The sequence below is a fragment of the Afifella aestuarii genome, assembly GCF_004023665.1.
Lineage (GTDB): Bacteria > Pseudomonadota > Alphaproteobacteria > Rhizobiales > Afifellaceae > Afifella > Afifella aestuarii.
In genome coordinates this window covers 92128-105529 of the sequence record NZ_SAUF01000001.1, presented here as the reverse complement: position 1 = coordinate 105529, position 13402 = coordinate 92128, and the positions used below count along the sequence as shown (strand labels likewise).

Below are 13402 nucleotides of genomic sequence, written 5' to 3'. Positions count from 1 at the left end.
CTCGGCGCACCTCCTGCGCCATAGTCCACAGCCGAGCTGCGAGGAGCGAGACTTAGAATGACGGAGACCGACTTGCAAAGCCTCGCCGTGGGGGAGGGCGAAGAAAAGCGCCGGATCGCCGTTTTGCGGCGCAATGGCCGCAGTTCGGGCGCTCGCGCGCCCGGCGTCTTCTGGCTCGGCGGTTTCAGGTCCGACATGCGCGGCTCCAAGGCCGAGGCGCTCGACGCCTGGGCGGCGCAGCACGGCCATGCGGCCACCCGTTTCGATTATTCCGGGCACGGCGAATCGGGAGGCGCCTTTAGCGACGGCACCATCTCGCGCTGGCTCGAAGAGGCGCTCGCCGTTTTCGAGGCCTTCACCGAAGGCCCGCAGATCGTCGTAGGCTCCTCCATGGGCGGTTGGATCGCCCTTCTTCTGGCGAATGCGCTGGCCGAACGCGGCGAAACGGACCGGCTTCACGGCATGGTGCTGATCGCCCCCGCTGTGGACATGACAAAGGCCTTGATGAGTGATCATTTCGGCGAGGCGGAGCGCGCGCAGATGGCCGAGAAGGGCTTCATCGAACAGCCTTCAGATTATGCCGACGAACCCTATATCTTGACTCGAGAGCTGATCGAGGATGGCGAAAAGCATCTGTTCGCCGCCGAGCCGATCGAGATCGGATGTCCGGTGCACATCCTGCAGGGGATGCGCGATACGGATGTCCCCTGGCGTCATGCCGAGGCGCTTCTCGACCGCCTCTGCTATGACGATGCGATCCTGACGCTGGTGCGTGATGGCGACCACCGTCTGTCGCGGCCGCAGGATCTCACGCGGCTCGTTGCCGCGGTGGAGGCGATGGCCGCCGAACAGGCCTCCGACAAAGGGTGATGAGGGGCCGCAAACCCCTGCTGACGTTGGACAAGAATGCGGATTCGTGCGACTGGAAGGCGATGAAGACAGAGGTCAAAATCTGCGGTTTGACGAAGCCTGAAGACATCGACGCGGCGCTTGCTGCCGGCGCCGATTGGATCGGCTTCGTCTTCTTCGCGAAGAGCCCGCGATCGCTGTCGATTGCACGCGCGGCGGAGCTCGCGGCGCCTGCCCGAGGCCGAGTGGGCATCGTCGCGCTGACCGTTGATGCGCAAGACGATCTCATTGAGGAGATCGCGCGCGATCTCAGGCCCGATTTCATCCAGCTGCATGGTTCGGAAACGCCGGAGCGTGCGACGGAAATCCGCTCACGTTTCGGTTTGCGCGCGCTCAAGGCGCTCGGTATCGGCGAGCGCGCGGATCTCGACAGGGCGTCCCTTTACGCCGGCCATGTCGAGCGTCTGCTCCTTGATGCGCGCCCGCCGAAAGGGGCGACGAGGCCGGGCGGCAACGGCGCCTCTTTCGATTGGCGGCTCCTGGAAGATTTTGCGCCCGGAATGCCGTGGTTTTTGTCGGGCGGCCTCAATGGCGACAACATTGGCGCCGCTTTGGCGGCGACGAGGGCTTCGGCCGTCGATGTGTCCTCCGGTGTCGAGCGGGCACCGGGCGTGAAGGATCCGGCCGAAATCGCTCGTTTCGTCGCGGCCGTGCGCGCCCATGATGCGCGCCGCGGAGACGCGAAAGATGCAAGGCCCGCGGCGAAAGCCGCCCCGGTCGCCGCGGCCTGAGCAACGTTTGACTGTGAAGGTATTGCACTGATGGCTGAGCCAGCAATGAAGCCCAATTCCTACCGCACCGGCCCGGACGATCGCGGTCATTTCGGCATTTTCGGCGGCCGGTTCGTCGCCGAAACCTTGATGCCGAATATCCTCGAGCTCGAAGAGGCCTATGAGAGCGCCAAGGCCGATCCGGAATTCAAGGCCGAGCTTGCGCATCTCGCCAAGCATTATTCCGGCCGACCGAGCCCGCTTTATTATGCCGAGCGGCTGACCGAACATCTGCGCGAACAAGCGGGCGTCGGCCGGGGCGCCAAGGTCTATTTCAAGCGCGAGGAGCTCAACCATACGGGCTCGCACAAGATCAACAATTGCCTCGGCCAGATCCTGCTTGCCCGCCGCATGGGCAAGACGCGCATCATTGCCGAAACCGGTGCCGGCCAGCATGGCGTGGCCTCGGCAACGGTGGCGGCGCGCTTCGGGCTTCCCTGCACGATCTATATGGGCAAGACCGATACGGAACGGCAGAAGCCGAACGTCTTCCGCATGCGCCTTCTCGGCGCCGAGGTGAAACCCGTCACCGCCGGCGCCGGCACCTTGAAGGACGCCATGAACGAGGCGCTCCGCGACTGGGTGACCAATGTCGAGGACACCTATTACATCATCGGCACGGCCGCGGGCCCGCACCCCTATCCCGAGCTCGTGCGGGATTTTCAGGCGGTGATCGGCAATGAGACGAAGGACCAGCTTCAGGACCTGGAAGGCCGGCTTCCCGATGCGCTCGTCGCCTGTCTCGGTGGCGGCTCGAACGCGATCGGGCTTTTCCACCCCTTCCTCGACGACCCGGCCGTTCAGATCTACGGCGTCGAAGCCGGCGGCCACGGGCTCGATGTGGAGAACGGGCATGCTGCCTCTCTGAACGGCGGCTGGCCCGGCGTTCTGCACGGCAATCGCACCTATCTTCTGCAGAACGAGGACGGCCAGATCCTCGAAGGCCACTCGATCTCCGCCGGCCTCGATTATCCGGGCATCGGGCCGGAGCATGCCTGGCTCAAGGAGACGGGGCGCGTCACCTATGTCTCGGCGACCGACCGCGAGGCCCTCGACGCCTTCCAGCTGTGCACCCGCCTTGAAGGCATCATTCCGGCGCTCGAACCGGCCCATGCCTTGGCGCATGTGCTGAAGCTTGCACCGCAGATGGACCGTGACCAGATCATCGTCATGAATATGAGCGGGCGCGGCGACAAGGACATCTTCGCTGTGGCCGAGCATCTCGATATGGAGATCTGAAGGGGGGACGATGACCTATTTTGAGATCTACCGTTCGCTGCAAAACCGCGATCATTACGTCGCCGTGCGTGCCGGCGACCATCGCGAGGAGGCCGAAGGCATTCGCAACAGCGAGAATCTCGTCTTCCTCCGCAACATTCCCGACGACGAAAACCCGCGCATCGCCTTCGATGCGGAAGTCGCCCGCGAGCATATCGACCGCGACGGCTTCTTCGCTTTCGCCGTGACCATCGAAGTGAGAGACCATGTCAGCTGAGATGTCTTCCGGCGGCCGGATCGTGCGCCGCTTTGCGGCCGTCGCTCAGGAATTGCGGCCGGCCCTCGTCACCTTCGTGACCGCCGGCGATCCCGACCTTGAAACGAGCGCGCGCATTCTCGCCGCTTTGCCCAAGGCCGGTGCCGACATCATCGAACTCGGCATGCCCTTTTCCGATCCAATGGCCGATGGGCCTGCGATCCAGGCGGCGGGCCTTCGCGCGCTCCATGCCGGCCAGACCCTGAAGAAGACGCTCGCGCTCGTGCGCGATTTCCGCGCAACCGACGCCGATACGCCGATCGTATTGATGGGTTATTTCAACCCGGTCTACCAATACGGGCCGGAGAAGTTCGTCGCTGATGCCTGCGCAGCCGGCGTCGACGGGCTCATTGTCGTCGATCTTCCGCCGGAAGAGGATGACGAATTGTGCATCCCGGCCCTGAAGGGCGGGCTCAATTTTATCCGCCTTGCCACGCCCACGACGGATGACAGACGCCTGCCGGCAGTTTTGCAAAACACCTCCGGCTTCGTCTATTACGTCTCGATCAACGGCATCACCGGTTCCTCCGCCCCCAAGACGAGCGACGTGGCGGCGGCGGTGGAGCGCATCAAGGCGCATACCGATCTGCCGGTCGCCGTTGGTTTCGGCGTCAGAACGCGCGAACAGGCAGCCGCCATCGGCCGCACAGCCGATGGGGTCGTCGTCGGCTCCGCGATCGTGCAGGCGGTCGCCGGAAGTCTGGATGAAGAAGGCCACGCGACCGACGGCACTGTTGCCGCCGTCGAGGCGCTGGTGCAGGAGCTGGCCGAAGGCGTGCGTTTCGCGCGCCAGATGGCCGCCGAATAGGAGACACCGTTGAACTGGATTTCCAACGTCGTCCGCCCGAAGATCCGCGGTCTTTGGACCAAACGCGAAGTGCCGGACAATCTCTGGGTCAAATGCCCGGAGACCGGCACCATGGTCTTCTACAAGGATCTGGAGGCGAACCAGTTCGTCTTTCCGGGCTCCGGCTATCATCAGCGCATCGATGCGCGCACCAGGCTGCGTCTGTTTCTCGATTTTGCGCAGTGGCAGGAAATCGAGTTCCCTGAGCCGGTCACCGATCCCCTGCGCTTCCGTGACGAACGGCGCTATTCGGACCGGCTCAAGGCCGCGAAGGCGAAGACTGGCCTGAAAGACGCGATCCTCGTTGCCGAAGGCAAGGTGGAGGGCGTCTCGCTCATCGTCGCCGTGCAGGATTTCGAATTCATGGGCGGCTCGCTCGGCATGGCCGCGGCGGAGGCTCTGATTGCCGGCGCCGAGGCGGCGTATGAACGTGGCGTGCCCTTCGTGCTCGTCACCGCATCGGGCGGTGCGCGCATGCAGGAAGGTATCCTCTCGCTGATGCAATTGCCGCGCACGACGGTCGCGGTCGATCGGCTGAAGGAAGCGGGACTGCCCTACATCGTCATTCTCACCAATCCGACGACGGGCGGCGTGACCGCGTCCTACGGCATGCTGGGCGATATCCATATCGCCGAACCCGGTGCCCTTATCGGCTTTGCCGGCCCGCGCGTCATCGAACAGACCATCCGCGAAAAGCTTCCCGAGGGTTTCCAGCGCTCCGATTATCTTCTCGAGCACGGCATGATCGACATGGTCGTCCCGCGTCAGGATCTCCGCCCGACGGTGGCCCGTCTCTGCCGCCTGTTGATGAAACTGCCCGAACCTCCGCCCGAGCCGACGATCGACGAAGATACGCTTGCCGAAGAGGCGCAGTTGGCAGCGGTGGCCGAGAAGCCGACAGAAGAGCCGGCTGCCGCATCCGGGCCGCAGCCGGCCTGATAGATGGCCTCACTCGAAGAGAGACTTGAAGCGCTTCTGGCGCTGCATCCGAAGCGTATCGATCTCTCGCTTGAACGCATCGCCCGGCTGCTTGAGCGCCTCGGCAACCCGCAGGAGCGCTTGCCCCCGGTCATCCATGTTGCCGGCACCAACGGCAAAGGCTCCGTGGTCGCGTTTTTGCGCGCCATGCTGGAGGCGTCCGGCAAGACGGCGCATGTCTACACCTCGCCGCATCTCGTGCGCTTCAACGAGCGCATCAGGTTGGGCGCGGCGGGGGGCGGCCAGCTGGTCGATGATACAACGCTCATGGATGCGATCGAGGCCGTGCGCGAGGCGAATGCGGGCGAGCCGATCACCTTCTTCGAGATCACCACGGCCATCGCCTTCAAGCTCTTTGCCGAACGGCCTGCCGATTTCGCCCTGATCGAGGTCGGGCTCGGCGGCCGCTTTGACGCGACCAACGTGATCGCCAGGCCGCTCGCCTCCGTCGTCACGTCGATCAGCCTCGACCATGCGGAGTTCTTGGGCACCGAAATTGCCGAGATCGCCATGGAGAAGGCGGGAATTCTGAAGGCTGGCGCGCCCGCTGTCATCGGCCGCCAGGACGAGCATGTGATGGCGCTTCTGGGGCTGGAGGCGGAAGCGGCGCATGCCGTTCCATTTCGGCACAATCAGGAATGGGCCGCGCACGGCGAAAACGCCCGCCTCGTCTATCAGGACGAAGACGGATTGCTCGACCTGCCTTTGCCGCGGCTTCTCGGTCAGCATCAGATCGACAACGCGGGGACGGCGGTCGCAGCGCTCCGTGCCATCGGTGTCGACATCAGCGCCGAGGCGATCGGCCAGGGCCTACGCGAGGCGCAATGGCCGGCGCGGCTTCAGCGCCTTTCCGAAGGCCCACTGGTCGCCTCCTCTCCTCCCGGGAGCGAGGTCTGGCTCGACGGCGGGCACAATCCGTCCGCCGGCTCGGTTATTTCAGCTGAAATGGCCTCGCTCTTCGACCGTGCGCCGAAGCCGCTCTTCCTCATCACCGGCATGCTGACGACGAAGGACCCGCACGGCTTCTTCTCCGCCTTCGACAGTCTCACCCAATATGTCTTCACGGTCCCCATCGAGGGACATGCGGGCTTCGATCCACGCGAGCTTGCCGCGCGTGCCAACGAGGTCGGGCTGCCGGCGCGCTCTGCGCCTGACGTGCGGACCGCTTTGCAGGCGATCGGCGACATGGCGACGGAACCGCCGCGCATTCTCATCTGCGGTTCGCTTTATCTCGCCGGTCAGGTGCTCAAAGAAAACGGCCCTCTGCCGGTTTAGGCAAAGGGCCGTGAAAAACTCGCGCCGCCGATCGGATGGAGACGCAGCAGACAAGGCGGCGGCTCAGGCGGCGCCGGCAATCCACTTCTGCAGATCGCTCTTGGCGCTCGCGCCGACCTTCATGTCGACGGGCTCGCCGCCCTTGAACATGATCAGCGTCGGGATGGAGCGCACACCGTACTTGATCGCGGTCTGCTGATTGTCGTCGACATTGAGCTTGGCGATCTTCACCTTGCCCTGCATTTCGCCCGCGATCTCTTCCAGATGCGGCGCGATCATTTTGCAGGGACCACACCATTCCGCCCAGAAATCGACGATGACGGGTGTCTCGGACTTGAGCACGTCGGCCTCGAATGTGCCGTCGCTCACGGTTTCGGTGGTCATAAAGATTCTCCTGAGATTTCACGAGGAACGTAGGGAGGGCCTTGGGGTCGGTCAAGCGAGCGGCGTGCCGGAAGATGGACTGCCATGCGCGATGTCGAGAGGTGCGAGCGCTTCGGCGAGGCGCTCGGCGGACACCGGAAAAATGCGCGGACCGGCGGTGAAAACGAGCGCGGCCTGGACCTTTCGCCCGGGGTAAAGGGGCCCGAGAAGACGCGCGTAAAGAGCAAGCTGGCGGACCATTCCTTCGTCGACCGCAGCAAGCGAGGCGGGAGGCGACAGGCTCGTCTTGTAATCGGCGAGAAGGACGGCGCTCTCCGTCACCGCCAGGCGGTCGACGCGCCCGCCGACGGCGAACGTCCCGCGTGAGGTCGCGATCTCGCCCACGAGCGACACCTCCCCGCGGCTCCCCTCTGCGAAGAACCCGGCAAGGTCGGGATGCGCGAGGACGCCTGCAGCCTCCGACAGCGCGGCCGCAACATCTGCGGGCGCGGCCTCCGGCCAGTCCCGCGCGAGAAGCAGCTCCCCACGCCGCTGCCTTTCATCGGCAGGCCAGTCGGGCATGAACTGCAAAAGCCGGTGGATCGCCCGCCCGCGGCCGGCTGCGGCGCGCATCGCCGCGCTCCGCCCCGCAATGACTGGCGCTGGCGCGCTGTCGGGCGGATCTTCCTCGGCGAGGGCACTGGAGGGGCGAAGCGGCTGCGGCGGACGCGGTGCCGGCGCGGCCGGGCGCTCTGCCCATTCCGGTAGGACGCGAGGAGTAACCGAAGGTGTCTCCACCCTCTCTTCGGGTGCGGGCGGCGGGCCGTCGCCCGGTTCCAGCCCAAAGAAGTGCAGGCGCTCGGCGAGCTCGTTGTCGGAACCGTCTTCCGCGTTTTCATCGTTCTCTGACGCGAGCGCATTCCGGATCGCCGCGTACCAGCCATCCTTGGGTGTGCGATCGCCCCTGATACCTGTGACGTAGAGAACGTCGCGCGCCCGCGTCATCGCCACATAGAGAAGGCGGAAATATTCGTCGCGTGCGGCCTCCGCCTCCTTCGCCTCCACCTCGCGCTGCTGTGGCGTCGCGTCTTCTTTGCTTTGGCGCCAGATGAAGGCGGGATCGTCGTCGTCGCCGATGAAGGCGAGTGCGTCACGGTGCTGGGGTGCCGCAATCTGGCCGCCGGTATCGGCGAGGAAGACGATGTCGGCCTCGAGCCCTTTCGCCCCATGCACGGTCATCACGCGGACGGCATCGGTTGTCTCCGAAAGCTCGCGCTTGATGTCGCCGCCGCCTTCACGAAGTGCGGTGGCCAGAGCCTGCAGGCCGGGCGGGGAGACGCGCTCCAGGCTGAGCGTGGCCGAGAGGACAAGGTCGAGCACGTCGTCCGCCTCGCTGCCCATCCGCGCCCGGAAGGCCTTGCGCGCCCCCTCGGCCTCGACGAGGCGCGTATAGAAGGCGAAGGGCGGCATCTGGTCGGCCATCGCCATCCAATGCCGCAGGCGTTCCGCCGCCTGGCTGTGACGGGGGTCCTCGCTTGCACGAAGCCGCGAGAACAGGCTCTCTCTGCCGCGCCCGATCGCAAGCGCCATCAGATCGTCGTCGTCGAAACCGAAGAGCGGCGATTTCAGAAGGGCCGCAAGCTGCAGATCGTCTTCCGGCAGGAGAACGACATCGGCGAGCGCCAGAAGGTCCTGCACGATGATGTGGTCGGCAAGCGCGATCCGGTCGGCGCCGGCCGTCGGCAGGTTGCGGGCTTTGAGCGCCCTGACCATGGCGCGGGCGAAACTGCCGCGCTTGCGCGTCAGGATCATGATCTCGCCGGCGGAGATCACCTTGCCGGAGGGAAGCCGTGCCTCAGGGTGAAGCAGGCGCGCGATCTCGTCGGCAATCTCTTCTGCGAGTTTTCGTTCAGATTCCGCCGGCGCGTCGAAGGGCTGCCACCAATCCTCCGGCATTTCGCCCTTGGGGCGGACGATGCGCGGCCAGATTTCGACGCGTCCGGGCACATTCTGCCGATAGGCTTGGTGCCGCTGATAGCCGAGACGCGTCACCCGTTCGGAGAGCGGCCCGTCGAAGACCGTGTCGACCGCGTCGAGCACGGCCTGCGTGGAGCGGAAGGAGACGCCGAGCGAGAGGGCGCGAAACTCCTGCGCGGTGGCCTCGGCGCGGGTTTTGAACTTGCGGCCGAGTTCGGCGAGAAGCCGCGGCTCGGCGCCCTGGAAACCGTAGATCGACTGCTTGTCGTCGCCGACGGCAAAAAGGGTCCGTGGCCGGCGTTCGGCGCTCTCGCCGACGAAAAATTCTTCCGCCAGCTGCTCGACGATCGCCCAGGCGTCGGGAGAGGTGTCCTGCGCCTCGTCGACGAGAAGATGGCTGATGCCGGCATCGAGCTTGTATTGCACCCAGGCCGCCACGTCCGGCCGCTGCAGGAGATTGCGCGTGCGCAGGATGAGGTCGGAGAAATCGAGGAAGCCGCGCCGCTGCTTCAGGACGCGGTAGCGCTGCAGGATGGCGCCTCCGATGAGGAGAAGCGCTTCCGTCGCTTCCGCCGTGCGCGCCAGCGACAGACGTTCGCGCAAGGGCTGAAGGCGGGCCGCCTCGCCGGCAAAGAGATCATCGAGGCCGTCCCGGTTGCGGCGGAAGGCGGCGGAGAAACGCCGGCTCTCGCTGCGGGGGGACCAGCCCTCCGGCTTTGCCGTCAGGAAGAAGGCGGCGCGAAAATCAGCTTCAAGCGCTCCGCCCTCATGGGCGAGGATCGCTCCCAGTGCGCTCCGTGCCCCCTCGTCGGTGCGGTTCGCCGCCTCTGCCGAAAGGGCGTCGCACAGGCTTCGACAATCTCCCGATGCCCACCCCGAAGCGCGGCAGATCTCTGCGCACAGAGCTTCTTCGCTCTCGTCCGCTTCAAGCCCCAGCCGGCGCCGGAGGTCGGCAATCGCATCGTCGATGTCCTCGGAGGGGGTGTGGGTGTTTGTCGCCGCCCACGCGATCCATCGCTCCAGCCGGTCGCGTTCGGCCACGAGCGCCGCAAGGGCCGCCTCGATGTCCTGATCGGATCGCAGTGTCGCAAGCCGGGTGAAGGCGGTGCCGAGACGAGAACCGTCCGATTTGGCGGCGCGCAGGACGGCCTGCCGGGCTTCAAGGAGCAGCCCCTCGGCGGCCGTTTCGTCCAGCACCTCGAAATGCCCCGGCACGTTCGCCTCGAAGGGGAATTGGTGCAGGATCCGCTCGCAAAAGGCGTGGATCGTCTGGATGTTGAGGCCGCCCGGTGTCTCCAGCGCCTGCGCAAAGAGACGGCGTGCCCGCGTCAGGGTTTCGGGTCGCGGCGTCTCGCCCTGACTTCTGGCGATCGCCTCCGTCAGCTCTGCGTCCGGGAGCGTCGCCCATTCGCCGAGCATCTTGAAGACGCGGCCCGACATCTCCGCCGCTGCGGCCTTGGTGTAGGTGAGGCAGACGATGGCAGCGGGATCGGCCCCGGCAAGCAGCAGCCGCACGACGCGCTGGGTCAGGACATGCGTCTTGCCGGAACCGGCATTGGCCGCCACCCAGGCAGAGGCGGCGGGATCTGAGGCTTGCCATTGCTGGCGTTCGGTGGGGCTTGCCGGGCGTTTCATTCCTCGCCCTCGCCGAGCGACCATTCACCGATGCGGGCAAGATGATCGTAATCGCTGCCGAATTCCCGGTCCGAGCGCGGCACGCGGTTGGAAAGGTAGGGCGTATCGGCCTGCGCAAAATGCGCAATGAGCGCGATGAGTTTGTCTTCCGTCGCCCGCAGGCATTCCTCCAGGCTGACGCCCGGCTCACTTTTCGTCGGCTTGCGGAAGCCGCGCGCGTGCACCTGCCCGCCTTCGCCACGGCCGGAGAGATGGTAATAGAGGAGTTCGGCGGTTTCGCCGGACGGCGTGTCTTTGAAGGCGCCGCGCCGCGCCATCAGCGCCTCCAGCGGCAATTGCGGGCTGATCGATAGGACGGCTTTGGCACTCGGCGGCGTGCCGGTCTTGTAATCGATGATGGCAAGCCGCCCGTCATTCAGAAGATCGATGCGGTCGGCCCGGCCCGTCAGGCGGAATTCCGGGCTGAGGGCCCAGTCGCCCGTCGCTTCCACATGACGTTTCTGGACCTCCGTGCGGCCGCGCTCCTGGGCGAGGAACCAGTCGGCGATGCGTTGAAAGCGCGGCCACCACAGTGCCGCCACTTCCGGCCAATCCTCGTAGGCCGCGAAAGCCTCACGACCCACCTCTGCAAGGTGCGCCTTTGCCGCCTTGTCATAAGGGCCGGCCGGGCGCTCTTTGATGAAATTCTCCAAAATATCGTGGATCAGCATACCGCGCTCGGCCGCGCCGGCGGGCGAGGCGATCTCCTCGAAGGCGTCGAGGCCCAGCACATATTGCGCGTAGATCGCATAAGGATCGCGGATGAGCGTTTCGATGCGCGTGACGGAAAGCCGTTTCGGGCGGGCGGTGAGCGGCGGTCGCGGCTCTGGCGCGGCAAGGGAAATATTCGTCTCCGGCCGGTCGAGAAGGCGGGTCATGCCCAGGATTTCGTCGCCGCGTGCCCGCAATGCGTGTGTTGCGCTCTCGCCGGCGCGGGCGGTCAGCCGTTGCAGCCAGCGCGACGGCACCATCGGTTCCGCTCCCTGCCGCAATGCGCGGCTGAGATAGAGCTGCGGATGTCCGAGCGCCTGATAGAAATCGTGAGCCGAGAGGCCGAGCCGGCGTTCGGGTGGATCGAGACCGATCGAGGCCGCCATCAGCCGCGACAGGAACGGATCGCTTTGCGAGGGGCGCGGCCAGACACCTTCGTTGAGGCCGCCGAGAATGGCGACGTCCACATTCTGCAAACGGGCTTCGAGCGCGCCCCAGATGTGCACGCGCGGATCGTTGCCGCCGCGCCGGCGCACCCGAACATCGCCAATCAGCGCCTCGAACAGCGCCGGATAATCGCCGTAAAAAAGCTCCGGACCCTCGGGTGCGGCCTCTGTCAGCGCGTCGAGACGCGCGGCCATGGCCTCGCCCGCCTCGTCCTGCCAGAGCTCGCCAGGGCCGCTCTCCTCGTCACGTCCGATCGCTGAGAGCGCCGCCACATGCGCCCCAAGAAGATTTGAGAGGGGCGCCTCTCTCGACACCTCCAGCATGGGCTGAAGCGTAGTCAGAAGCTCGGCAAGCAGCGCCTCTGCTTCGTCCCAATCGCGCTCTTCGAGCCCGTTGAGGGCTGCGCTCCGTGCCTCCTTCGCCAGCCACTCGGCACGGCGTTTTTGGAAGGCGCGTTGAAGCGGCTCCAGCCCTTCGGCAAGGACGGGGCCGCGCAGCACGGCGCGTTCCAGGACACGGGCGGCGTGCCGCACGCGCCCTGCCGGCCAGCCGAAGCGGGCGAGCGGGTGTTTGAGGAGTGCGAGAAACGGGATCGCGGCCGCACCGCGCCAGGCCACCTCTGCGACGAGCCGCGCCAGGATGCCGGGCGGGGTCAGCGACAGCGGCATGCCGCCGGAATCGTCGACGCGGATCTGCCAGCGTTCCAGCATGGCGGAGACGCGGCGGGCGAGCGCCCTGTCGGGTGTGATGAGGGCGGCGGTCTGCCCGTCTTCGACGGCCCGGCGCAGAACGAGCGCGGCGGCCAACGCTTCCTCGCGCTCTTCGGCGGCCTCGATCAGCGCGACGTTGTCGAGTGCGTCAGCGAGAGCCTCCGGTGCGGGTACCGTCTCTGCCCAGATATCCGTGGTGGCGGCCGGTCTGAGCGCGTCGGAGACAAAGCGCATGCGCCGGCTGAGGCCGGCGGGGGCGGATGCGAGCGGGATAACCGCATCGCGCGCGCAGCCGAGGCTTTCAAGCAGCTTCTTCAGCCCGAACTGCGGATGACCGGCATCGGCAGGGTCGTTGCGCGCATCGCCGATCGCATCCCATCCAGCGGCGTCGAGCTCCTGATCGAGACCCGGCAGCACCACCGCGCCGTTCGGCAGGCGGGCAATGACGGCCAAAAGCTCCGCCGTTGCCGGCACCGAGCCGGTGGAGCCGGCGGCAATCACCGGGCCTTTCGATCCCCGCTCGGCGAGACGGCGCGCCTCTGCCCGCAGAAGCAGGTCGCGCTGCGCACCCGGATCGGCGAGGCCGCGCTCGCTCAAGATCGAAGGCCAGGCGTCTGAAACGATCGTCAGGAATTCCTGTGTGATCTGCCAGTAGCGGGCGAGGTCGTCTGGCGCGAGCTGGCCGAGTGCCTGCCAGCGCTCCGGCGCAAGGCCGACATCATCGAGAAGGGTTGCGAGTGAAGCGGCGAGGCGCGCGGCATCGGCGGGCGATGCCGGGATGAGCGACGGCTCGTCGCCAAGACCCGCCTTCTGCCGCGCGATCGCGCCCGACCAGCCGAGCACGAGCCGCGTCAAAATCAATTGCCGCGAAAGCGGCGCCATCACCGGGCGGGACAGATCCTCCGCATCGAGCCCGTCGAACGCGCTGAGCGGTTCGTCTTCGTCGAGATCGCCGAGCGTGCGGATCTTCGGCAGGATGATGCCGGCACGGCTGCGGGCGAGGAAGCTGCCGCGGATGGCGCGGGCGGCGCGTCGCGTCGGCAGATAAAGCGTGAGGTCGGCGAGTGCCAGTGGGTCGTCGACCCCCCCCACGCCTGGAAGACGCCCGTCATAGAGCGCCTCCACCAGCTCATCGAGAAAGGCGACACCGGCAGGCAGTGTGAAAACGTTGGGATGGTCCTGCGTGCCGGTGCTCGTCGTCATCGCT

General features: G+C 66.2%; 10 protein-coding genes. 7 read left to right on the top strand and 3 right to left on the bottom strand.

Annotated elements, in window-relative coordinates:
• Positions 1 to 57: 57 nt before the first annotated feature.
• The 7 genes from EO094_RS00430 (at position 58) to EO094_RS00400 (ending at position 6313) form a co-directional block, all read left to right on the top strand.
• Complete coding sequence (locus EO094_RS00430) at positions 58 to 870, top strand: alpha/beta hydrolase (RefSeq protein WP_128290399.1); 813 nt, start codon at positions 58 to 60, stop codon at positions 868 to 870.
• A 62-nt stretch (positions 871 to 932) separates the two neighbouring features.
• Entirely contained in the window at positions 933 to 1640 is a 708-nt protein-coding gene (locus tag EO094_RS00425; protein WP_128290398.1) for a phosphoribosylanthranilate isomerase, read from the top strand.
• Positions 1641 to 1670: 30 nt separating this feature from the next.
• Positions 1671 to 2918, top strand: a complete 1248-nt coding sequence (trpB, locus tag EO094_RS00420) for a tryptophan synthase subunit beta (protein WP_128290397.1) — start codon at positions 1671 to 1673, stop codon at positions 2916 to 2918.
• A 10-nt stretch (positions 2919 to 2928) separates the two neighbouring features.
• Complete coding sequence (locus EO094_RS00415; protein WP_128290396.1) at positions 2929 to 3174, top strand: hypothetical protein; 246 nt, start codon at positions 2929 to 2931, stop codon at positions 3172 to 3174.
• Positions 3164 to 4021, top strand: a complete 858-nt coding sequence (trpA, locus tag EO094_RS00410; protein ID WP_246008320.1) for a tryptophan synthase subunit alpha — start codon at positions 3164 to 3166, stop codon at positions 4019 to 4021. Before EO094_RS00415 ends, trpA begins: the two co-directional genes overlap by 11 nt.
• A 9-nt stretch (positions 4022 to 4030) precedes the next feature.
• Entirely contained in the window at positions 4031 to 4999 is a 969-nt protein-coding gene (accD, locus tag EO094_RS00405) for an acetyl-CoA carboxylase, carboxyltransferase subunit beta (protein WP_128290395.1), read from the top strand.
• A gap of 3 nt (positions 5000 to 5002) precedes the next feature.
• Positions 5003 to 6313: a bifunctional folylpolyglutamate synthase/dihydrofolate synthase gene (locus EO094_RS00400; protein ID WP_128290394.1), complete on the top strand. Its 1311-nt coding sequence runs from the start codon at positions 5003 to 5005 to the stop codon at positions 6311 to 6313.
• Positions 6314 to 6376: 63 nt separating this feature from the next.
• Here the strand turns inward: EO094_RS00400 and trxA are convergent, their stop codons facing one another.
• From trxA to addB, 3 genes are read right to left on the bottom strand one after another with little or no spacing between them, the layout of a single operon-like run.
• Positions 6377 to 6697 carry a thioredoxin gene (trxA, locus tag EO094_RS00395; protein WP_128290393.1) on the bottom strand — a complete coding sequence of 107 codons (321 nt, stop codon included), beginning with the start codon at positions 6695 to 6697 and terminating at the stop codon, positions 6377 to 6379.
• Positions 6698 to 6748: 51 nt separating this feature from the next.
• A complete protein-coding gene (addA, locus tag EO094_RS00390) occupies positions 6749 to 10288 on the bottom strand; it encodes a double-strand break repair helicase AddA (protein ID WP_164879498.1) in 3540 nt (1179 codons plus the stop codon).
• On the bottom strand, positions 10285 to 13398 hold the full coding sequence (addB, locus tag EO094_RS00385) for a double-strand break repair protein AddB (RefSeq protein WP_128290391.1): 3114 nt from the start codon (positions 13396 to 13398) through the stop codon (positions 10285 to 10287). Before addB ends, addA begins: the two co-directional genes overlap by 4 nt.
• Positions 13399 to 13402 lie beyond the last annotated feature (4 nt).